This is a genomic window from Streptosporangium amethystogenes (assembly GCF_000721075.1).
In the GTDB taxonomy this organism is placed as follows: Bacteria; Actinomycetota; Actinomycetes; order Streptosporangiales; family Streptosporangiaceae; genus Streptosporangium; species Streptosporangium amethystogenes.
This window is the reverse complement of record NZ_JOEQ01000004.1, coordinates 105,942-127,815: the sequence shown is the minus strand read 5'-3', so window position 1 is coordinate 127,815 and position 21,874 is coordinate 105,942. Positions and strand designations below refer to the sequence as shown.

At 70.5% G+C, this 21,874-nt stretch carries 17 protein-coding genes; 16 read left to right on the top strand and 1 reads right to left on the bottom strand.

What is annotated here, in order from left to right; translation table 11 throughout:
* The first annotated feature begins 68 nt into the window (after positions 1-68).
* The 14 genes from hutU to IG98_RS0105255 all read left to right on the top strand — a co-directional run bounded on the left by hutU (position 69) and on the right by IG98_RS0105255 (position 17,288).
* Positions 69-1,724 carry a urocanate hydratase gene (gene hutU, locus IG98_RS0105320; RefSeq protein ID WP_030906317.1) on the top strand — a complete coding sequence of 552 codons (1,656 nt, stop codon included), beginning with the start codon at positions 69-71 and terminating at the stop codon, positions 1,722-1,724.
* A gap of 193 nt (positions 1,725-1,917) precedes the next feature.
* Positions 1,918-2,742, top strand: a complete 825-nt coding sequence (locus IG98_RS54190) for a MurR/RpiR family transcriptional regulator (protein ID WP_281178435.1) — start codon at positions 1,918-1,920, stop codon at positions 2,740-2,742.
* 19 nt (positions 2,743-2,761) lie between these two features.
* Positions 2,762-3,448 (top strand): SDR family oxidoreductase, encoded by a 687-nt coding sequence (locus IG98_RS0105310; protein ID WP_030906309.1) that lies wholly within the window; start codon positions 2,762-2,764, stop codon positions 3,446-3,448.
* Positions 3,449-3,572: 124 nt separating this feature from the next.
* The gene (locus tag IG98_RS0105305) at positions 3,573-4,736 is read left to right on the top strand and encodes an allantoate amidohydrolase (RefSeq protein WP_030906306.1); all 1,164 of its coding nucleotides are present in this window, start codon (positions 3,573-3,575) and stop codon (positions 4,734-4,736) included.
* Positions 4,724-6,085 carry a formimidoylglutamate deiminase gene (locus IG98_RS0105300; RefSeq protein WP_037969428.1) on the top strand — a complete coding sequence of 454 codons (1,362 nt, stop codon included), beginning with the start codon at positions 4,724-4,726 and terminating at the stop codon, positions 6,083-6,085. Before IG98_RS0105305 ends, IG98_RS0105300 begins: the two co-directional genes overlap by 13 nt.
* A complete protein-coding gene (gene hutI, locus IG98_RS0105295; protein ID WP_030906300.1) occupies positions 6,082-7,254 on the top strand; it encodes an imidazolonepropionase in 1,173 nt (390 codons plus the stop codon). Before IG98_RS0105300 ends, hutI begins: the two co-directional genes overlap by 4 nt.
* Positions 7,255-7,464: 210 nt before the next feature.
* The gene (locus tag IG98_RS0105290; protein WP_030906298.1) at positions 7,465-8,403 is read left to right on the top strand and encodes a sigma-70 family RNA polymerase sigma factor; all 939 of its coding nucleotides are present in this window, start codon (positions 7,465-7,467) and stop codon (positions 8,401-8,403) included.
* Between the two features lie 502 nt (positions 8,404-8,905).
* Positions 8,906-10,225, top strand: a complete 1,320-nt coding sequence (locus IG98_RS0105285) for an ammonium transporter (RefSeq protein WP_030906293.1) — start codon at positions 8,906-8,908, stop codon at positions 10,223-10,225.
* Complete coding sequence (locus tag IG98_RS0105280; RefSeq protein WP_030906290.1) at positions 10,222-10,560, top strand: P-II family nitrogen regulator; 339 nt, start codon at positions 10,222-10,224, stop codon at positions 10,558-10,560. Before IG98_RS0105285 ends, IG98_RS0105280 begins: the two co-directional genes overlap by 4 nt.
* A gap of 3 nt (positions 10,561-10,563) precedes the next feature.
* A complete protein-coding gene (locus tag IG98_RS0105275) occupies positions 10,564-12,840 on the top strand; it encodes a [protein-PII] uridylyltransferase (protein WP_030906287.1) in 2,277 nt (758 codons plus the stop codon).
* 248 nt (positions 12,841-13,088) lie between these two features.
* Positions 13,089-15,899 (top strand): sensor histidine kinase, encoded by a 2,811-nt coding sequence (locus tag IG98_RS44515; protein ID WP_051751612.1) that lies wholly within the window; start codon positions 13,089-13,091, stop codon positions 15,897-15,899.
* Positions 15,896-16,318, top strand: coding sequence for a roadblock/LC7 domain-containing protein (locus tag IG98_RS0105265; RefSeq protein ID WP_030906281.1), 423 nt, complete (start codon positions 15,896-15,898; stop codon positions 16,316-16,318). The genes IG98_RS44515 and IG98_RS0105265 overlap by 4 nt, the downstream gene beginning before the upstream one ends.
* Positions 16,319-16,357: 39 nt before the next feature.
* Positions 16,358-16,720, top strand: coding sequence for a DUF742 domain-containing protein (locus IG98_RS0105260; RefSeq protein ID WP_030906278.1), 363 nt, complete (start codon positions 16,358-16,360; stop codon positions 16,718-16,720).
* A gap of 10 nt (positions 16,721-16,730) precedes the next feature.
* Positions 16,731-17,288 (top strand): GTP-binding protein, encoded by a 558-nt coding sequence (locus tag IG98_RS0105255; protein ID WP_030906275.1) that lies wholly within the window; start codon positions 16,731-16,733, stop codon positions 17,286-17,288.
* A 63-nt stretch (positions 17,289-17,351) separates the two neighbouring features.
* On the opposite strand, the gene IG98_RS0105250 is transcribed toward IG98_RS0105255, so the two are convergent.
* On the bottom strand, positions 17,352-18,374 hold the full coding sequence (locus tag IG98_RS0105250; protein ID WP_245651404.1) for an ABC transporter substrate-binding protein: 1,023 nt from the start codon (positions 18,372-18,374) through the stop codon (positions 17,352-17,354).
* Between the two features lie 443 nt (positions 18,375-18,817).
* Here IG98_RS0105250 and IG98_RS0105245 point away from each other — a divergent pair, with 443 nt between their 5' ends.
* Positions 18,818-21,439, top strand: a complete 2,622-nt coding sequence (locus IG98_RS0105245; protein WP_245651403.1) for a sensor histidine kinase — start codon at positions 18,818-18,820, stop codon at positions 21,437-21,439.
* A 2-nt stretch (positions 21,440-21,441) separates the two neighbouring features.
* On the top strand, positions 21,442-21,852 hold the full coding sequence (locus IG98_RS0105240) for a DUF742 domain-containing protein (RefSeq protein ID WP_030906265.1): 411 nt from the start codon (positions 21,442-21,444) through the stop codon (positions 21,850-21,852).
* Positions 21,853-21,874 lie beyond the last annotated feature (22 nt).

Below are 21,874 nucleotides of genomic sequence, written 5' to 3'. Positions count from 1 at the left end.
GGTTGACCTGTAGCCTCCAGGTGACAAATATGAATGTATTCATTCATTTTTGATGGGGAGGTCCGGGCATGACCGGCAGCCGGGTTGTGCGCGCGCCGCGCGGCACCACGCTCACCGCCAAGGGATGGCCGCAGGAAGCGGCGCTTCGCATGATCCAGAACAATCTGGATCCCGAGGTGGCCGAGCATCCGGAACAGCTCGTCGTCTACGGCGGCTCGGGCAAGGCCGCCCGCGACTGGCGCTCCTTCGACGCGATCACCCGCACCCTGACCACCCTGGAGGGCGACGAGACACTGCTGGTGCAGTCCGGCCGCCCCGTCGGGGTGTTCCGCACCCACGAGTGGGCCCCGCGGGTGCTCATCGCCAACTCCAACCTGGTGCCCGACTGGGCCGACTGGGAGGAGTTCCGGCGCCTGGAGGCCGCCGGACTGACCATGTACGGGCAGATGACGGCGGGTTCCTGGATCTACATCGGCACCCAGGGCATCCTGCAGGGCACCTACGAGACCTTCGGCGCCGTGGCCGCCAAGCGATTCGGCGGGAGCCTCGCGGGAACGATCACGCTGACCGCCGGGCTCGGCGGCATGGGCGGCGCGCAGCCGCTGGCCGTGACCATGAACGGCGGCGTGGTGATCTGCGTCGACTGCGATCCCAGGTCGATCGACCGGCGGATCGAGCACCGCTACCTGGACGTCCGCGCCGCCGACCTCGACGAGGCGCTGCGCCTGGCGTACGAGGCCCGCGACCAGCGCAGGCCGCTGAGCATCGGGGTCGAGGGCAACGCGGCCGAGGTCGTGCCCGAACTGCTCCGCAGAGGCGCCGAGATCGACGTCGTCACCGACCAGACCTCCGCCCACGACCCGCTGATGTACCTGCCGATCGGCGTGGCCTTCGAGGACATGGCCGACGAACGGGAGAAGGACCCGGCGGGTTTCACCCGCAGAGCCCGCGAGGCCATGGCCGCTCACGTGGAGGCCATGGTCGGCTTCCAGGACGCCGGAGCCGAGGTCTTCGACTACGGCAACTCGATCCGGGGAGAGGCCCGGCTGGCGGGTTACGGTCGCGCGTTCGACTTCCCCGGCTTCGTGCCCGCCTACATCCGGCCGCTGTTCTGCGAGGGCAAGGGGCCGTTCCGGTGGGCCGCGCTCTCCGGTTCCCCCTCCGACATCGCCAAGACCGACCGCGCGATCCTGGAGCTCTTCCCTGACAACGAGCCGCTCGCCAGGTGGATCCGGATGGCCGGGGAGAGGGTCCACTTCCAGGGCCTGCCCGCCCGTATCTGCTGGCTCGGATACGGGGAGCGCCACCTGGCCGGAGAGCGGTTCAACGACATGGTGGCCTCGGGGGAGATCGAGGCTCCGCTGGTGATCGGCCGCGACCACCTCGACTGCGGCAGCGTGGCGAGCCCGTACCGGGAGACCGAGGGCATGGCCGACGGCTCCGACGCGATCGCCGACTGGCCGTTGCTGAACGCGATGCTCAACGTCGCCTCCGGTGCCGCCTGGGTCTCCATCCACCACGGTGGCGGCGTCGGCATCGGCCGCTCCATCCACGCCGGCCAGGTCACCGTCGCCGACGGCACCAGGCTCGGTGCCGAGAAGCTCAACCGGGTACTCACCAACGACCCGGGCATGGGGGTCATCCGGCACGTCGACGCCGGCTACGACGAGGCCGTCGCCGTGGCCGAGGAGCGGGACGTCCGCATCCCGATGCGCGAATCCTGATCGGAGGCGCGGGTCCCGGCCGGCGCGCCGGCCCTGATCGGAGGGTGCGCGCACCGATCCGCGTACCGTGTCCCGATCCCGGGGGGTGAATCCTGCCGGCACCGCTCGCTCCCGCCCCGCCCGGGTGTATGAACTACAGCGGGGTGGGGTGGGGAGGGGAATGCTCGTGGAGTGTCGAGCGGTTGGAGGGGGCGTGGGGGACGGACTCGATCAGCTTCTGGAGGGGCGGCGGCTGTCGCCGGTGCAGCGGCGGATCGCGCGCTACCTGGGCGACCATCTGTCCGAGGCCATCTTCCTGTCCAGCGTGGAGCTGGCCGAGCGGGCGGGGGTCAGCCAGCCGTCGGTGACGAGGTTCGCGATGGTGCTCGGTTTCGCGGGATATCCCGAGCTCAGACAGGCGCTGCGGCCCCTCGTCGTGGGCGGGCGGAGGCCGTCGCGGGCCAACGACCTGCAGGCGGCCATAGACGTGGAGATCGACAACCTGCGGAGCGTGCGCGACGGGCTGGCCGACCCCTCCGACATCTCGGAGCTGGGTGCCAAGCTGGCGGGATGCGAGCCGCTGCCGGTGGTGGGCCTGCGGGTGTCGAGCGGGCTGGCCACCACGTTCGCCTACTTCGCGCGCCGGATCCACCCTGACGTCCGCCTGCTGACCCACGGCGGCTCCGAGCTGGCCGACGGCCTGTACGCCGCGCGCCGCGCGGGGGCGAGCTGGCTGGTCGCGGTGATCCTGCCCCGCTACCCGGCCGAGGCCCTGCAGGCGCTGCGTGGCGCCCGGGACCTGGGCCTGCGTACGGCGGTGATCACCGACCGGCGGGACGTGCCCTTCGAGGCCGACGTGGTCCTGGCCGCCCCCGTCGGGGAACGACTGGTCTTCGACTCGCACGCGGCGCCACTGGCCCTGGCCATGGTGCTGGTGGAGGCCATGGCGGACGCGGCGCCGCTGCGCACGCAGGCCCGGCTGGAGGAGTACGAACGGATGACCGACCAGGCGGGGGTCTTCACCGAACGGTTCGGCTGATCCGGATAGGGTGATCGACATGCCCGTACGTCCGACCGCACTGGTCACCGGTGCCTCACGAGGGGTCGGCGCCGCGATCGCCCGCGCCCTGGCCCCCACCCATGATCTGCTGCTCGGCGGCCGCGACCCCGAGGCGCTGGCCGAGACGGCCTCCGCCCTGCCCGGCGCGCGGCCCTGGCCGGTGGAGCTCACCACCGTCACGGAGGCCGACGTCGCCGCCGTCGACCGGCTCGACGTGCTGGTGCACAGTGCGGGCGTGCTGCACCTGGGGCGGGTGGAGGAGACCCCGGCCGAGGTGTGGCGGCACACCATGGAGGTCAACGTGATCGCGGTGGTCGAGCTGACCCGGCTGCTGCTGCCCGCCCTGCGCGCGGGACGCGGTCACGTGGTGCTGATCAACTCCGGCTCGGGACAGCGGGCCGGCGCCGGCTGGGGCTCCTACTCGGCGAGCAAGTTCGCGCTGCGCGCCTTCGCCGACGCGCTCCGCCTGGAGGAGCCGGAGCTCCGAGTGACGACGATCTACCCCGGACGGGTCGACACCGACATGCAGCGTGCGGCGCGGGCCCGGGAGGGCGGTCCCTACCAGCCGGAGAAGTACCTGAACGCGGACTCGGTGGCCAGGGTGGTGCAGGCGGCCCTGACCGCGTCACCCGACGCCCACGTCACCGAGATCACCGTCCGTCCCGCCGCAGGTCCCCTGAACTGAGGGGCCGTACGGCCTCTCGCCCGGCGCGGCGGAGCGGTTCCGTGGGGCAGGGGCAATCGGGCGAAGGCGCGGCGGACTCGCCAATGAATGGGATCATTCACATAATGGGAGGGTGTTCGACGAGATGTGGGGTGCCATCGAGCACCTCGGACGTGATGGCCGGACCCGGGGCTACCTGCGAGACGCGTGGTCGCCGGCGGATCTGGAGCTTCGACGCTGGTTCGGACAGGAGGCGGCCAGGCGCGGCCTCGACCTGAGGGAGGACCGCAACGGCAACCTGTGGGCCTGGTGGGGTGACCCGTCGGTGCGGCCGGGCGTGGTCACCGGCAGCCACCTCGACTCGGTACGGCAGGGCGGCGCCTTCGACGGCCCCCTGGGAGTCGTGTCGGCCTTCGCCGCCCTCGACCTGCTGCGGGCCAGGGACCTCCGGCCCGCGCGCCCCCTGGGGATCGCCTGCTTCAGCGACGAGGAGGGTGCCAGGTTCGGCGTCCCGTGCGTCGGCTCCCGCCTGCTGACCGGAATCCTGGACCCGGACAGGGCACGCGCGCTGACCGACGACGAGGGCGACTCGCTGGCCGAGGTACTGCGCGGGGCCGGACGCGACCCGGGCGCCCTGGGCCGGGACGAGGAGACCCTGCGGCATGTCGGGGTCTTCGTCGAGCTCCATGTCGAGCAGGGCAAGGACCTGGTCCACCGGGACGCACCGGTCGGCGTCGCCTCGGCCATCTGGCCGCACGGCCGCTGGCGGTTCGACTTCCACGGCCAGGCCAACCACGCCGGCACCACCAGGCTGGCCGACCGCGACGATCCGATGCTGCCCTTCGCCCGTACCGTGCTCCACGCCCGCCAGGCCGCCGAGCGCGGCGGCGTGGTCGCCACCTTCGGTAAGACGCGCGTGTCGCCCAACAACGCCAACGCCGTCCCCGGACTGGTCAGCGCCTGGCTGGATGCCAGAGGTGGTGACGAGGACGCGGTCAGGGCGCTGGTCGCCGAGCTGACCGAGTTCTCCGGTGCCGAGGTCACCGTCGAGTCGTGGACCCCGGTCGTCGACTTCGACACGGTCCTGCGCGAGCGGGTCGCCGCCGCCGCCGGGGGCGCACCCGTCCTGCCGACCGGGGCCGGACACGACGCGGGCATTCTCGCGTCCGCGGGCGTGCCCAGCGCGATGGTGTTCGTCCGCAATCCGACGGGCATCTCTCACTCTCCGGACGAACACGCGGAGGCGGCCGACTGCCACACGGGGGTCACCGTCCTCGCCGCGGTTTTGGAGGACCTGTGCGCGAGCTGAACTACTGGTGCGAGCTGGCCTGGCTGCCACCGGGCGAGGCCGTCGCGGGGGTGCTCGTCAGGGTCCACGACACGGTGATCTCCGAGATCGTCACCGGTGTGGCGACCCCGCCCGGCGGAGCCGTCCGGCTGGCCGGGCTGACCATCCCGGGCCTGGCCAACGCGCACTCCCACGCCTTCCACCGCGCCCTGCGCGGGGCGACGCAACGGGAGAAGGGCAGTTTCTGGACCTGGCGCGAGCAGATGTACGAGGTGGCGGGGACCCTCGACCCCGACTCCTATCTCAGACTCGCCAGGGCCGTGTTCGCCGAGATGGCGCTGGCCGGCATCACCTGCGTCGGGGAGTTCCACTACCTGCACCACGGTCCGGGCGGCAGGCGCTACGACGACCCGAACGCGATGGGCCACGCGCTCGTCCAGGCGGCGCGTGAGGCGGGGCTGCGCATCGCGCTGCTGGACGCCTGTTACCTGGCCGGGGGCGTCGGCACCCCGTTGAGCGGTGTCCAGTTGCGGTTCGGTGACGGCGACGCCGACGGATGGGCGGCACGGGTGGAGGCGCTCACCACCCACTACCGGGGCGATCCGGACGTGGAGATCGGTGTGGCCGTGCACTCGGTCCGTGCGGTCAGGCCCGAGCAGATCCCCGTGGTCGCCGAGTTCTCCCGCCACCACGCGGTCCCGCTCCACGCCCACGTCTCCGAGCAGCGGGCGGAGAACACCGCCTGCGTGGACGCGTACTCCGCGAGCCCGGTCCAGCTGCTGGAGGCGCACGGCGCGCTCGGCCCCCGCTCGACCGCCGTGCACGCCACGCACCTGTCGGACGTGGACGTCGCGCTGCTCGGCGGCTCCGGCACGCGCGTGTGCATGTGCCCCACGACCGAGCGCGACCTCGCCGACGGCATCGGGCCGGCCAGGGCGCTGTTCGACGCGGGGTCGCCCGTCACGCTCGGCTCGGACAGTCACGCGGTCGTCGACCTGTTCGAGGAGGCCCGCGCGGTCGAACTGGACGAGCGGCTGGCCACCGAGCGGCGCGGTCACTGGTCGGCCGCCGAGCTCCTGCACGCCGCCACGACGGCGGGACACGACTCACTCGGCTTCGCCTGCGCGGGCATGCTCGTCCCCGGCGCGTGGGCCGACCTGGTGTCGGTGCGCCTGGACTCGGTCCGTACGGCGGGCGCCTCCCCGGCGCATCTGGCCGAGACCGTCGTGTTCGCCGCCACGGCCGCCGACGTGCACTCCGTGGTGTCGGGGGGCCGCCGCGTGGTCACCGAGGGCAGGCACGTATTCGGTGACGTGGGCGGCATGCTCACCGAGGCGATCATCGAGGCACGAGCGGGAAGGTCGGTATGACGAGCGAGGACCGGCAGGCGAGGAGCACCCTCTTCGATCGCATCGGACTGCTCTACACGGGCGATCCGGCGCGGGAGGAGATCGAGGACGCGGCGCTGGTGGTGCAGGACGGCGAGGTGGTGTGGGCGGGGCCCGCCGGTGCGGCTCCCTGCGCCGACGAGCGGGTGGACATCGACGGGCGCTGCGTGATCCCCGGGTTCGTCGACAGTCACGCCCACCTCGTCTTCGCGGGCGACCGCACGGCCGAGTTCGCCGCCCGGATGGGGGGCCTGCCCTACACGGCCGGGGGCATCCGCACCACGGTGTCGGCCACCCGCGCCGCCTCCGACGTCGAACTCGTGACGCTCACCGCTTCCCTGGTCGCGGAGATGCTCGCCCAGGGGACGACCACGGTGGAGATCAAGAGTGGTTACGGCCTCACGGTCGAGGACGAGCGCAGGTCCCTGGAGATCGCGCGGGGGTTCACCGAGGAGACCACCTACCTGGGCGCGCACGTGGTGCCCCCCGACGCCTCCTCGGCCGACGAGTACGTCCGCACGGTCACCGGGGAGATGCTGGAGGCCTGCGCGCCGCACGCCCGGTGGGTCGACGTGTTCTGCGAGCGCGGCGCCTTCGACGCCGACCAGAGCAGGGAGATCCTCCTCGCCGGGATGAAGGCGGGACTGCTGCCGAGGATCCACGCCAACCAGCTGGGCCCGGGCCCCGGGGCGCGGATCGCCGCCGAGGTGGGCGCGGCCTCCGCCGACCACTGCACCCATCTGAGTGACGACGACGTCTCGGCGCTGTCGTCGGCGGGAGTGGTGGCCACCCTGCTGCCCGGTGCGGAGTTCTCCACCCGCTCGCCCTACCCGGACGCCCGCCGCCTGCTGGACGCCGGGGTGACGGTCGCGCTGGCCACCGACTGCAACCCGGGCTCCTCCTTCACCTCCTCGATGCCCTTCTGCGTGGCGCTGGCGGTCCGCGAGATGCGGATGACGCCGCTGGAGGCGATCAGGGCGGCCACGTACGGCGGGGCCAGGGCGTTGCGCCGCGGGGACGTCGGCACGCTGCGCGTGGGAACCAGGGGGAATCTGGTGATCCTGGACGCCCCGACGTACGTCCATCTCGCCTACCGGCCGGGGGTGCCGCTGGTGACACAGGTGTGGAAGGAGGGGCGCCGTCTGGTTTAGCACCCTTCGCCGGGGGCAGCCGCGGGCACTGTCGTGGCGCCGGGAGGCATCCTCCCTGAGGAGGAGTTCGGAACCATTCTCCAGGCGTACTTCTTGAGGGAATCTTTGCCCTGATCCAGCCGTTGAAAAATCAAGCGACGTGTCCGCGCGCATGGGGCGTTGAGCGAGTGAGCGGACACGTCATAAGCAGCCGGAGCGAGGTGCCATCGGATGGCAAGGCCGACGGGGAATCGGACGCAGGATCAACACGTCTCTGACAGGGATCTGCTCGGAACCTACCTGGCAGAGATTGGCAGGGTGCCCCTGCTCACCGCGGAGGAAGAGGTGGAGCTCGCCAAGCGGATCGAGGCGGGTCTCTTCGCTGAGCAGTTGCTGGACGGCGGGTTGACGGAGCCGCGGATCGCGGACGCCGCCGATGAGGAGCTTGAGCGTTTGGCCGTTTCGGGGCGAAGGGCCAAAGACGAATTCATCCAGGCCAATCTACGTCTTGTGGTGGCCGTCGCGCGCAAATATTCAGGACGGGGAATGCCGCTGATCGATCTGGTCCAGGAGGGAAACCTGGGGTTGGTTCGCGCGGTTGAGAAGTTCGACTACCGGCGCGGTTACAAGTTCTCGACCTATGCCACCTGGTGGATCCGGCAGTCCGTGGGGCGTGCCATCCACGAGCAGGCCCGGCCGGTCCGCCTGCCCACCCACGCGGGTGAGCAGATGACCAGGCTGATGCGGGTCCGCCGGGACATGCTGGCCGAGTTCGACACCGAGCCGACCGACGCCGACCTGGCGGCGGTGCTCGAACTGCCCATCGAGCGGGTCCGCGAGCTCCGTCGCTGGGCCTCCGACCCCGTCTCCCTGCAGCTCGGCGTGGGCGACGAGGACGAGACCGAACTCGGCGACATGATCGCCGACGACACCTGGGCCGATCCCGAGCAGCAGGCGATGGACGTCCTTGAGCGCGAGCGTCTGGAGGAGTGGCTGACGGGGCTGGAGGGGCAGACCCGCGAGATGCTCCGCTGGCGCTACGGCCTGATGGACGGTCGCGAGCACACGCTGACCGAGGTCGGTGAGCGCTACGGCATCGGCAGGGACCGCGCCCGCCGTATCGAGCGCGACGCCCTGGCCCGGCTGCGGAAGATGGCCACGGCGGCCTGAGCCGTCTGCGATCCGGCACGTCCCCTGTGGGGGCGTGCCGGATCGTTTTTTTGGGCGCTGTGCCCGCTGTGGTGGGCCGCTCCGTGCTCGCTGCGGTAGGCGGTCGTTCCGGGCGGCCGTCTCAGTCGCCGTCCTGTGGTTCAGGCCTCCGGCCTGCCCGGGCGCTGTGGTCGCGGGCTTCTTCTAGCCGCCCCGGTGAGGGGACGTGACGGGCGTGGCGGCGGTCATGCGGGTGGTCATCGGCGGCTCTCCGAAGAGCCGGGTGGTTGCCCATCTGGGCATCTTTTGGGTCATTGGTAAGTCGAGGCATGCCCGGTCCGAAACTCGGCGGAAACATCGTGTGGCCGAGATTCACAGATGCGAAACACGCAGGGTCGCGCCTTGAAACGGCGGAAGAACACGCTGTGGCGCAACGTCAGTGCGCGGCCGGTCGACGGAGCCCTGGAAGCGTCCACTGCATGTGAAACCGGCAAAACGCCAATTGGAAGGAGGGTCGCTTCGCATGGAGATCGATAGCGGCTCCACAGCCTGGATGCTCGCGAGCACCGCACTCGTTCTGCTCATGACGCCAGGTCTCGCTTTCTTCTACGGGGGCATGACCAGGGCGAAGAGCGTTCTCAACATGATGATGATGTCGTGGGTCAGCATCATCGTCGTAACGATCGCCTGGGTTCTCTACGGTCACTCGCTGGCCTTCGACGCCGTCGGAGACGGCTCTGGATTCCTCAACAAGATCATTGGCGGGCTCGACAACATCGGGCTGAGCGGCCTGGTCGAGACGGCGACCAAGGATGACGGCACCGGTATGCCGAGTCTGGTCTTCTCGACGTTCCAGATGACTTTCGCCATCATTACGGTCGCGCTGATCAGCGGCGCGCTCGCCGACCGAGTCAAGTTCGGCGCCTGGGTGGTCTTCGCCCTCGTCTGGGCGACCGCCGTCTACTTCCCGGTGGCCCACTGGGTGTGGGGCGGTGGCTGGCTGAGCACCCTCGGCATCGAGGACTTCGCCGGAGGCACCGTCGTCCACATCAACGCCGGTGCCGCGGCCCTGGCGGTCGCGCTCGTGATCGGCAAGCGGGTCGGCTGGCGCAAGGACCCGATGCGGCCGCACAACCTCACGCTCGTCCTCCTTGGCGCGGGCCTGCTCTGGTTCGGCTGGTTCGGCTTCAACGCGGGCTCCGAGCTCGCCGTCGACGGCACGACCGGCCTGGCGTTCATGAACACCCAGATCGCCACCGCGGTCGCGGCCGGCGCCTGGATCCTCGTCGAGAAGCTCCGCGACGGCCACTCCACCACCCTCGGTGTCGCCTCCGGTGCGGTCTCCGGTCTGGTCGCCATCACCCCGGCCTGCGGTTTCGTCGACCCCTGGGCGGCGTTCGTGATCGGCGCGCTCGCCGGTGTCGCCTGCGCCTACGCGGTCGGCCTGAAGTACAAGCTCGGCTACGACGACTCCCTCGACGTGGTCGGCGTTCACATGGTCGGCGGTGTCGTGGGCGCGGTGGCGCTGGGCTTCGTCGCCGCCTACCCGTTCGCCGACGGTCAGGAGAAGGGCCTCTTCTACGGCGGTCCGATCTCCCAGCTCGGCGTGCAGGTGCTCGGTCCCGTCGCGGTCGGCGTCTACTCCTTCGTCGTCTCCTGGATCATCGCGAAGATCATCGACAAGACGATGGGCTTCCGCATCACCCAGGAGCAGGAGATCGCCGGCGTCGACATCACCACCCACGCCGAGACCGGTTACGACCTCGGCACCATCCACTCCTCGGGTGTCGCGGCCGTCAACGGTCCGGTTTCCACCCCGGCGTCTAAGAAGGTGGACGCATGAGACTCATCACCGCGATCATCAAACCGTTCAAACTCGACGACGTGAAGGCGGCCCTGGAGCAGTTCGGGGTCAAGGGCATGACGGTCAGCGAGGCCAGCGGCTACGGCCGCCAGCGCGGCCACACCGAGGTCTACCGGGGGGCCGAGTATCAGGTCGACCTGGTGCCCAAGGTCCGCCTCGAAGTGCTCACCGAGGAGGACGACGCCGAGGACGTCATCGACGTCATCGTCAAGGCCGCGCAGACCGGCAAGATCGGCGACGGCAAGGTCTGGTCCGTTCCGGTGGACACGGTGATCCGCGTCCGTACCGGGGAACGCGGACCTGAGGCGCTCTAACCGGTGAGAGGCGACACTCGCTCGTACGCCGCGGCCCGTAAGGAACGGGCCGCGGACATCGACCGCTGGCTGACGGACCTGGTCAGGACCGCCTGCGGCACGCCGTACGGGCACAACGGGGGAACGACGAGAAACGACGAGCGCGGCGCCCTCAGCGGAGTCGCGCTCGTCGCGGTTGGCAGCCTGGGCCGCTCGGAGCTCGCGCCGGGCAGTGACCTCGACCTGGTCCTGCTCCACGACGGGCGAGATGATGTGGCGCGTATCGCCGACCGCATCTGGTATCCGATCTGGGACTCCGGGATCGGCCTCGACCACTCGGTGCGGACCGTGGACGAGGCGGCGAAGGTGGCCAGGGAGGACCTCAAGGCGGTCCTCGGGCTGATCCAGGCCCGGCACGTGGCGGGAGACCAGGAGCTGACGCGGTCGGCGCGCGAGGTCGTGCTCGCCGAGTGGCGGGCCGACTCCCGGCGCCGGCTGGGTGAGTTGCGCGATGCCGCGGACAAGCGGGCGGAGGCGAGCGGGGAGCTGGCGTTCCTGCTCGAACCCGACCTCAAGGACTCCCGCGGCGGCATCCGTGACGTGCAGGCGATGCAGGCCGTGGCGGCGGCCTGGGTCGCCTCGGCTCCCGGTCCGCGAGTCCGCGAGGCCTACGAGCTGCTGCTCGACATCCGGCACGGGCTGCACCTGGTGACCGCCCGAGGCGCCGACCGGCTGGTGCTCCAGGAGCAGGACGCGGTCGCCGGGATCCTCGGCCTGCTCGACGCCGAGGCGCTGATGCGCAGGCTCGCCGAGGCCGCCAGGACCATCGGGCACGCCTTCGACGCCACCTGGCGCACCGTCGACCGGCTGCTGACCGGTCCCACCCCCCGTGGCCGCCGCCCGCTCGCCGACGGCGTCGTCGAGCACGGTGGAGAGGTCGTGCTGGCCCGCGGGGTCAACCCCCGCAAGGACCCGGTCCTGGTGCTGCGCGCCGCCGCCGCGGCGGCCGAGGCGGGGTTGCCGCTGGCGCCCGCCACGGTCACCACGCTGGCGGCCCAGTCGCCGCCACTGCCGGTGCCCTGGCCGGACGAGGCACGTGATGCCCTGGTGGCCCTGCTGGGCGCCGGGCGCGCGGCCGTGCCGGTCTGGGAGGAGCTGGACCAGGCGGGGATGCTGGTCCGCCTGCTGCCCGACTGGGAGCGGGTGCGGCACCGCCCGCAGCGCAACCCGGTGCACCGCTACACGGTCGACCGGCACCTGATCGAGGCCGCCGCCGGGGCCGCCTCGTTCACCCGCGAGGTCTCCCGGCCCGACCTGCTGCTGATATCGGCGCTTCTGCACGACATCGGTAAGGGATACCCCGGCGACCACTCCACCACCGGCGCCGTCGTCGCCCGCGACATCGGGACCCGGATGGGCCTGCCTCCGGCGGACGTCGACACCCTGGAGACCGTGGTCCGCCATCACCTCCTGCTGCCCGAGACGGCCACCCGTCGCGACCTGGACGACCCGGTGACCATTTCCCGGGTGGCCGAGGCCGTCGGTACGCGCGAGGTCCTCGAACTGCTGGCGGCCCTCGCCGTGGCAGACGGCCACGCCACCGGGCCCGCCGCCTGGAACTCGTGGAAGGCCTCACTGGTCACCGATCTGGTACGCCGGGTCCGTTCGGCGCTCTCCGGCACCCCGTTGCGGCCCGCGCCCTCGCTCTCGGTGGAGCAGGCGTCCCTGGCCCGACACGGTGGAGGAGCCGTGCGGATCAACGGGGGAGCGGTCACCGTGGTCGCGCCGGACCGCGCCGGGCTGCTCTGGCGTGCGGCCGGGGTGCTGGCCGCGCACCGGATGGTGGTCCGTGCCGCGTCGGCCGCCTCGGCGGGGACGACCGCCGTGATCGAGTTCTCGGTCGTTCCCGAGTACGGCTCGCCGCCCGATCCCGCGACGCTGGAGGCCGACCTGCGGCTGGTCCTGGCCGGTCGCCTCGACATCGAGCAGCGCCTCGCCAGGAGGAGCAGGTCGATGCGCCCGGCCCGGGTGCCGGTGGCGCCGCCCAGGGTGAACCTGGTGGACGACGCGTCGAACACCGCGACGGTCATCGAGGTGCGCGCCCACGACCGTCCGGGACTTTTGTGGCGGATCGGTAGAGCGTTTGGTGAATGTGGCCTTGACGTACGGGCCGCCCGTGTGGAGACTCTCGGCGCGGAGGCGGTGGACGTCTTCTACGTGGTCGACAGGGCCGGCCGTCCGCTGACCGAGGAGATCCAGCGAGCTCAGATCCGAGACCAGGTGCTGGCTGCCCTGCGGTAGCCGCGAATGACCGCCCCTTGTCGCCTTCGTAACAATTAAAGGTGATATGTCGGTTTTGTCGATCCCTTCACGTGACCTTGTGGTCTGATGTTGTTCGTCTGTGTCGTGATTGAGGGGTAGCGAGAGCTGTGGCGAGGGCGACATCCGATAGCGGGAGTACTTCGGCACCCGACCGTGACAGGCGGCCTGCCGCTCGGTTCGGCCTGAAGAACTGGCGTGTCCGTTCGCGTCTGACGGCGCTGATCCTGGTGCCGACCACGGTGGGTGTCGTGCTCGCGGGCACGCGCGTGGTCGCCTCCGTCGACAGTGTCGCCGGATACCAGCGGACCGCCGCCGCGGCGGAGTACTCCGGCGGTCTTCGGGATCTGGCCCAGGCGCTCGGATTGGAACGTGACAGGGGCGCCTGGGCGTCGTTCCAGCCCTCGGACAAGGGGTTGAAGGAGAGCGAGGAAGCCCAGCGGAAGGCGGTCGACGCACTGGCCGGGAAGGTGCTGCTGGAGGTCCGGGCGATCGACGACTCCTACGGCCCCCGAGCCGTCGAGGCGGCCAGGAGCGTCGCCTACCAGCTGGAAGGCCTTCCCGAGCTGCGCCGCCTGCCGGGCACGACCCGGGTGGAACGTTACAGCCACATGATCGCCCCGCTGCTCAAGCTCCACGAGGAGCTCACGCTGGTCAGCGACGATTCGGAGATCATCGGCAACACCCGCGCGCTCAGCGCCCTGGCGTACGCCAAGGAGGAGGTCTCCAGGCAGCGCGCCCGTCTGCTGGCCGGTTACTACGCGCCCTCGCTGATCAACCCGCAGGAGATCGAGAAGTTCATCGCCTCCCGTTCCCGCATGAACGAGTTCGAGGCGAACTTCAGCGTCGAGGCGAGCCCGGCCAACGGCCGGCTCCTGGCCGGCGCCATGATCGACGAGAGGGTGTACCGGGCCGAGCTGACCAAGTCCAGAGCGATCGTGCTCGCCGGCGATCCCCGGCACACCGGACGGCTGCTGTCGGACTCCAACGATGTCAAGCAGTGGTTCTCGGACAACACCGCGGTCCTCGACCTGATGCGGAAGGTGGAGACCAGGGTCGCGGACGACGTGGTCGCCAGGGCCCGGATGCTGGAGGACACCGAGCAGCGCGATGCGATCATCACGTCCGCCCTGATCCTGCTCCTGCTCCTGCTGGTACTCGGCCTCACGGTGGTCATCGCCCGCTCGATGGTGACGCCGCTGCGCCGCCTGCGAGCCGAGGCGCTGGAGGTCGCGGGCTTCAGGCTTCCCGAGGTGGTGCAACGGCTACGGGTCTCCGGCGACACCAGGACGCCCGAGATCGCCCCCATCCCGATCGAGAGCACCGACGAGATCGGCGAGGTGGCCAAGGCCTTCGACGAGGTCCACCGGCAGGCCGTGCGCCTGGCCGCCGAGGAGTCCGAGCTTCGCTCCAACGTCAGCGCGATGTTCGTCAACCTGTCGCGCCGCACGCAGACCCTGGTCGAGCGGCAGATCTCGCTGATCGACGGGCTGGAGAAGGGCGAGGAGGACGGCAGCCGCCTGGCCGACCTGTTCAGGCTCGACCACCTGGCCACCCGCATGCGCCGCAACTCCGAGAACCTGCTGGTCCTCGCCGGCCACGAGCCGCCCCGCAGGCGCAGCAAGCCGGCCAAGCTCGTCGACGTCGTGCGCGCCTCCCTGTCGGAGGTCGAGGACTACGAGCGGGTCCAGGTCAGGGTGCACCGTACGATCTCGGTCGCGGGCAGCGCCGCCAACGACGTCGTGCACCTGGTCGCCGAACTGGTGGAGAACGCCATCCAGTTCTCCCCCCGGGCCAGCCGGGTCGTGGTCTCCAGCAGCGCGATCGAGGGCGGCGGCGCGCTGCTCGCGGTCAGCGACCCGGGTATCGGCATGACCCACGAGGAGCTGGTCGAGGCGAACCGCAGGCTGGCGGAGCCACCCGTCGTCGACGTCTCGGTGTCGCGGCGTATGGGCCTGTTCGTGGTCGGCCGCCTGGCCCTGCGGCACGGCATCCGGGTGCAGCTGCGCCCGCAGGAGGGCGGCGGCCTCGTCGCCATGGTGCTGCTCCCGCCGGAACTCGTCACTCAGGAGGACCAGCCGGTGCGGACCCCCTCCTGGGGAGCGGAGCAGACCGCCTCGGGGGACTACTCCGCCCAGATGCCCACCGGTCGCCCGCCCGTCGGGCAACCCTCGTATGGGCAGACCCAGTCCTCGTTCGAGGATTCCTCGTTCGGGCAGAGTTCTTTCGGTCATGGCTCGTTCGGGCAGCCGTCCATCCCGGACACTTCCTCGTTCGGCTCTGCCTCGTCGCCCGGTGACCACCTCGCCGCGGAACAGCAGGCCTTCACGGGCCGGACGGGCTCGCCCGGCGTTCCGGCGGGTGGCGCACCGCTGCCCAAGCGCCAGGTCGGCGGGCTGAAAGGCAGCGGGGGAGTCCCCACCCGGGGATTCTCCTCATGGGGCGAGTCCTCATACGAGTACGGATACGAGAACGGGTACGAGAACCCGCTGGCGGGGGCGATGCCCACGGTGGGCGTCTCCCCGCTCGAAGCCGAGCAGGAGGAGTACCTGCCCATCTTCGCCTCGGTCGAGTCGGTCTGGTTTCGCCGGGTGGACGGTTCGGTGGAAGGCGGGGCGCCCGCCTCCTTCGCACCGGAGAGCACGGCCGGTGAGCAGTCCGCCCCATCGGCGGGTGGACCGGTCCACCAGACGGCTCACGAGCCGGTCTCCCCCTCGGTGGGAGCGGAGGCGGAGCGATCCGCGACGGCGGGTGACCCGGACGGCTGGAACACCCCGTCCGACGCCGGCTGGCGGGCCGCCCAGGCGGTGAGCGATCCCACCCTCGGCGGGATCACCGCCGCGGGTCTGCCCAAGCGCACTCCCCGGGCGAATCTCGTACCGGGCACGGCCGCTCCCACGTCGTCCAGCCCGATGCCGCCCGTGTCCCCGGACAGGGTGCGCAACCGTCTGGCGAGTTTCCAGCAGGGGGTGCGACGAGGTCGCGCCGAAGTAGCCGAGGCCACTACCGAGAGCCTTACCGACAAGGAGGATCGCTCGTGACGACCCTGAGTCATGAGGCGCGCAGGTTCGACTGGCTGATCACCGAGTTCGTCCGCGGTACGCCAGGTGTCGCGCATGCGGTGTGCGTCTCCGCCGACGGGCTGAGGATCGCCAGTTCGGAGGGATTTCCGGTCGACAGGGCCGACCAGCTCGCCGCGGTCGCCGCGGGCCTGCTCAGCCTGACCGTGGGGGCCTCCCGGGTGTTCGACGGCGGTCCGGTCACCCAGACCGTGGTCGAGATGGAGCGTGGCCTGTTGCTGGTCATGGCGATCAGCGACGGTTCCGCGCTCGCCGTGCTGGCCTCTTCCGACTGCGACATGGGTCTGGTGGCCTACCAGATGACGATGCTCGTCGAGCGGGCCGGTCAGGTGCTCACCCCCGCGCTCCGCGCCGAGCTACAGTCCCTCCGGGGCCGGTAGTGACCGGGACCGTGTTGGGTTTGTCCAAGGGAGGGGTCAGTGCGGGGGATTGACGAGAGCGAGGACGACGAGCCGCTGTTTCGCCCGTACACCGTCACCGGTGGCAGGTCGGAGCCCCGTTTCCAGCTGGCCCTGGAGACGTTGGTCTCCTCGTCCTTCATCATGGAGGAGGACCTGGCTCTGCTCACCCCCGAGCAGGATGCGATCATCAGGCTCTGTCGCTCGTACCGCTCTGTGGCTGAGATCTCGGCTCTACTGAAGGTCCCGCTTGGCGTGGCCCGCGTTCTGGTGGCGGATATGGTCGACGAGGGCTTCGTCCGCATCCATCAGCCGCGTCTTGATGAGGGACAACCGAATCTCAACATGCTCGAAAGGGTTCTCAGTGGACTTCGCAGGCTCTAGCCAGGGTGGCCTGACGTCAACGAAAATCGTTGTCGCGGGCGGGTTCGGTGTCGGCAAGACCACGTTCGTGGGGGCGGTGTCGGAAATCCTGCCGCTGACCACGGAGGCGGTGATGACCGACGCCAGCGCCGGGATCGACGACCTGGGGCTGACTCCGCACAAGACCACCACCACGGTCGCGATGGACTTCGGCCGTCTTTCGCTGGACCGCGACCTGATCCTGTATCTGTTCGGCACTCCCGGCCAGCACCGGTTCTGGTTCATGTGGGACGACCTGGTCCGCGGCGCGATCGGCGCGGTGGTCCTGATCGACACCCGGCGGCTGGCCGACGGCTTTCCGGCGATCGACTACTTCGAGGAGGCCAAGCTCCCCTTCCTGGTCGGCATCAACGGCTGGAACGGGGAGTTCCCGCACAACGAGGACGAGGTGCGCGAGGCCCTGACGCTGGCCCCGCACATCCCGGTCGTGCGGACCGACGCCCGCTCCCGGGACTCCGTCAAGGGCACGCTGATCACTCTGGTCGAGCACGTTCTACGGGTCCGCGCGGCCTACGGCACCTCCGTGTAGCCCTCGTCGCATCCGGGTGGGTCCGTGGTCCGTGACCGCCCCACCCGGACAGGGCCGGAGCCATCAGCCGGGGAGCCACTCCTTCCAGACGATCTTATTCGCGTCGATCCACTTCTGGGCCGCCCGGTCGGCGTCCAGGCCGTTCTCCGTCATGTCGTTCGCCACCGCGTTCTGCTGGTCGTTCGTCCAGGTGAAGTTCCTCACCAGCTCGTAGGCCCTGCCGCCGGTGTCGGCGAACCGCCTGCTCACGATCTTGTCGAGCAGGTAGGGCGGGTAGTCGCACCTCACCTTGGCGGGGTCGGCGTCGCAGCCGATCGCGTACGGCGGAAGATTGACCTTCGCCAGCTTGACCTGGGTGAAGAGCCACTGCGGCTCGTAGAAGTACATCAGCAGCGGGGTGCGGTCGCGGGTCGCCCGTCTGGCGGCCTCGATCAGTGCTTTCTCGCTGCCCGCGTAGACGACCTTGTAGTCGAGGTCGAGATTGCGCACCAGGGCCTCGTCGTGGGTGACATATGAGGCGTCCCCGTCAAGAAGTTGACCTAAATTGCCGGATTTGTCAGTTTTGAAGAGATGGGCGTACTTGTTGAGCTGCCGCCAGTCGGTGATGTCTGGATACTCCTCCACCATCCACTGCGGGACGTACCAGCCGATGACACCCCTGCTGCCGTTTCTTCCCGCGGAGACCGCGACCTTTTTCTCCTCGATGTAGGTCTGCTTCTCCGCCTCCCGTCCCCAGTTCTCCACGATCACGTCCACCGTGCCCTTTTCGAGGCCCTCCCAGGACTGGGCCTCATTGAGCTTGACCGTCTGCACCGGGTAGCCGAGCTCCGTGGTCAGCAGCCGCCCGAGGACCGCGGCGCCGGCCTCGTAGCCCGCCCAGCCGTTGACGGCGATCCGCACCGGCCTGTGGTCGGCGACCGGTGCGGACGGCTGCTCGCCCGTGCACGAGGTGAGCGGTAGGACCAGCGCGGTGACCGCACCGAGCACCGCGACGCGGGTGAGCGTCGAGAGGCGGCCGAGTGCCGGAAGGCGGGCGGGTGGGCGCGGCCCGCGAACCTGGCTCGCGGCGTCGCCGGGTGTGGCCACGTTCTCCTCCAGGGCTCGTCGCCCGGATCCGGTGAACCGAGGACGTGGTGCACTGCGGACGTAAGAGGTCACGATATGGGGTGATTATCGTGACTCACAATGATGTGATCTTCCGGGGGCGGTGCGCTTCCGTCCAACGCCCCTGAGCCACCGAATGGAACGATGCAAACGGCCATGCGAGCCAGTAAATAGGTAAATAAAGGTATTTGGGCGACTGAAACCGATGTTCCAGTCGCAGCTGGAGCTCCAGGCTCTCGTCACCACTTCATTAGGAATACGCATTTATTGAGCCGTGTTCGCTTGGCCCCATAGGTCGATATGTGCTCGAATTGCCGAGAACCGCGGGAAATTCGACCGAGGGTTCATCCACCGAGAGGCAGCGTTCGGTGAGCACACAGAGGATCCAAGACGCGGGCAGCGGCCTACGCCCGCGGAACTGGCGGGTGCGCCGACGCCTTGTCGCGCTCATCCTGGTGCCCACGATCGCCGCGGTGCTGCTCGGCGGGGTTCAGGTGTTCGCCTCGATGAGCGCCTCGGACGACTACCGGCGGATCAACGACCTCGCCCGGCTCTCCGGTCACGTCGGCGCGCTCACCCACGAACTGGCCGAGGAACGTGACCACACCGCCTGGTTCATCGCCCTCGGCCGCCCCGCGAGCGGGGTGGAGAACGTGCGGGCCCAGATGGACCTGGTCGACGGTGCCGTGACACGCGTTCGCGAGAGCGGTGCCCTGCTCGGCGGGGAGGTGAAGGGGCGTACCCGGGACGAGGTCGAGACCGCGATCACCCACCTGGACGACCTCCCCCCGCTGCGCATCCAGGCCCTGGGGTCGACGCTGCTGTCCGACGCGGTCATCACCGCCTACAGCCTGGTCATCGCCGATCTGATCTCCCTCCACGACGAGATCGGCAAGGGTACGGCCGACGACGTCCTGTTCGGCCAGGCCCTGACCCTGGACGCGCTCGCCCGCGCCAAGGAGGCGGTCTCGTTCCAGCGGGCGCTGCTGACCGTGGTGCTGGTGGCGGGGCGGTTCGAGCAGGAGCAGATGGAGCAGTTCCTCGGCGCGCTCTCCACCGAGCGCAACGAGAGGAAGACCTTCGCAGCCGAGGCCGGAAGCCGGGACCGCCGCCTCTTCGACGAGGCGGTCAACGGCCGTACCGCAGAGCGCGCGGAGTTCCTCCGCGAGCTGGTCCTGCTCCGCGCGGCCTCCGGCATCTCGCTGAAAGGGCTGGACCTGGCAGAGAAGGACGACGCCAAGGAGTGGTACGACGCGGCCACCGTCGTCGTCGACCACATGCGCGGGGTCGAGGAACGGCACGCCCGGGACATCGTCGCACGCAGCCAGCAGCTCGGTGACGCCGAGCAGAGCCACGCCCTGATGGTCGCCATGGCCGTCGTCGCCCTGCTGGCGCTCGTACTGGTGATCACCATCTGGGTGGCGCGCTCGCTGGTCAGCCCGCTGCGGCGGCTGCGCGGGGAGGCGCTGGAGGTCGCCGGGGAGCGGCTGCCCGCGTACGTCCAGCGGGTCCGCGAGTCACGTGAGGGGGAGGTCGTCGTGGACGTGCCGCCGATCGGGGTGCTCTCCCGGGACGAGATCGGTGAGGTCGCCAGGGCGTTCGACGAGGTGCTCAGGGAGGCGGTGCGGCTGGCGGGCGACGAGGCCAAGCTGCGTAACACGGTGAACGCGATGTTCGTCAACCTCTCCCGGCGGAGCCAGAGCCTGGTGGAACGCCAGCTCAGCCTGGTCGAGCGGCTGGAGCGCGGGGAGCGCGACGACCAGCGGCTGGCGGACCTGTTCAAGCTCGACCACCTCGCCACCCGCATGCGCCGCAACAGCGAGAACCTGCTCGTCCTCGCCGGGCAGGAGGTGGCGCGGCGCTGGAGGCAGCCTGTCGAGTTGATGGACGTGGTCAGGGCGTCGCTGTCGGAGGTGGAGAACTACGAGCGGGTGACGAACCGGGTCCAGTCGGAGGTCGCCGTCGCGGGCCCCGCGGTGAGCGACGTGGTCCACCTGCTGGCCGAGTTGGTGGAGAACGCCGTCTCGTTCTCGCAGACGAACACCAGGGTCACGGTGTCCAGCAGCCGGATCGAGGGAGGAGGCGTGATGGTCTCGGTGACCGACCAGGGCATCGGCATGACGCTCGACGAGCTCTCCCAGGCCAACTGGCGGCTGGCCAACCCGCAGGCCGCCGACGCCTCGGTCGCCCGCCACATGGGTCTGTTCGTGGTCGGCCGCCTCGCGCTCAAGCACGACGTCCGCGTCCAGCTCCGCCCCCAGGGATCGGGGCTGACCGCGATGGTCCTCCTCCCGGAGACACTTCTCGTCACGCCGCCCTCCGCGCCCCAGCAGGTCGGTTACCCGCGGCTCCCCGCCGTCTTCCCCAAGGGCGTCGCACCCTTCGCCGGTCCGTCGTTCCCGCAGGCTCCCGGCGCGGGGCCGTCCGGCGCCGAGGGCCTGCCCCCGAGGGTTCCCCTGCTCGCGGCGCCCCCCGCGCAGACGTGGCCCGCACCCGCGTGGGACGGGCGGCCGGACATGAGCACGCCGAGCGTGTGGAGCCCGCCCCCGGAGCGGCCCCGCCCGCAGGGGGAGTTCCCGGAGCCGCGCCCCGACCCGCTGGGTCCCCTTCCCCGTCCGGCCCGGGCGGACGAGACAGGGCCGTCGGCGAGGCGGGACGACTTCCTGCCGATCTTCGCCTCGGTCGAGTCCGCCTGGTTCAGGATCACCGCCTCCAAAGATCCCGACGCGGCCACGGGCGACCCCGTTCCAGAGAGCCCTCGGACCGAGCCCGAGCCGTGGTCCTCGCCCGGGGACGGGGGCTGGCAGGCCGCCCAGGCGGCGAGCGCACCCGCACACGGCGGTACGACCGACGCCGACCTGCCCAAACGCACCCCCAGGGCGAACCTGGTGCCCGGCTCGGTGGCGCCGCTCGCGCGGTCTCGGCCGAACTCGGGACCGGGACCGGGCGCGGTCCCGGTCTCGGCCGAGCGACTCCGTGACCGGATGTCGAGCTTCCAGCAGGGCGTGCGCAGGGCGCGCAACGAGCTCCCGAACCGGGACCGGTAGCCGTGCGGACCGACGACTTTGGCGGTGGGCGGGGCGGGCGCTTCGGGTACGAGCCGGAGTACGGCGAACCGGTCGAGGAGGAGAGCTCGCTGGTCCGGATGTACGCCGTGACCGGAGGGCGGATCGTGCCGAGCGCCAAGCTCGCCATGGAGGCGATGGTCTCGACCTCGACCCCGGTCCAGCTCGGCCTGTCCTACATCCGGGAGTACCGTCTCATCAGCGATCTGTGCCGCCGGATCCGCTCGGTCGCGGAGATCTCCGCCCTCCTCGGCGTCCCCCTCGGCGTGACCCGCGTCCTGGTCTCCGACATGGAGTCCGAGGGCCTGGTGCGGATCCACCACCCCAAGGTCGACGCGGCGGGTCCCGGTCCCGACCTGCTCGAACGCGTCCTGAGCGGTCTCGACCAGATCTGAGGCCGGCCGGGGCAGCCGGGGG

Coding starts and splice junctions, on each gene's coding strand:
- IG98_RS0105290 (WP_030906298.1), top strand. CDS start 7,465: ATGGCAAGGCCGACGGGGAATCGGACGCAGGATCAACACGTCTCTGAC.
- IG98_RS0105280 (WP_030906290.1), top strand. CDS start 10,222: ATGAGACTCATCACCGCGATCATCAAACCGTTCAAACTCGACGACGTG.
- IG98_RS0105285 (WP_030906293.1), top strand. CDS start 8,906: ATGGAGATCGATAGCGGCTCCACAGCCTGGATGCTCGCGAGCACCGCA.
- hutI (WP_030906300.1), top strand. CDS start 6,082: ATGACGAGCGAGGACCGGCAGGCGAGGAGCACCCTCTTCGATCGCATC.
- IG98_RS0105305 (WP_030906306.1), top strand. CDS start 3,573: ATGTGGGGTGCCATCGAGCACCTCGGACGTGATGGCCGGACCCGGGGC.
- hutU (WP_030906317.1), top strand. CDS start 69: ATGACCGGCAGCCGGGTTGTGCGCGCGCCGCGCGGCACCACGCTCACC.
- IG98_RS0105310 (WP_030906309.1), top strand. CDS start 2,762: ATGCCCGTACGTCCGACCGCACTGGTCACCGGTGCCTCACGAGGGGTC.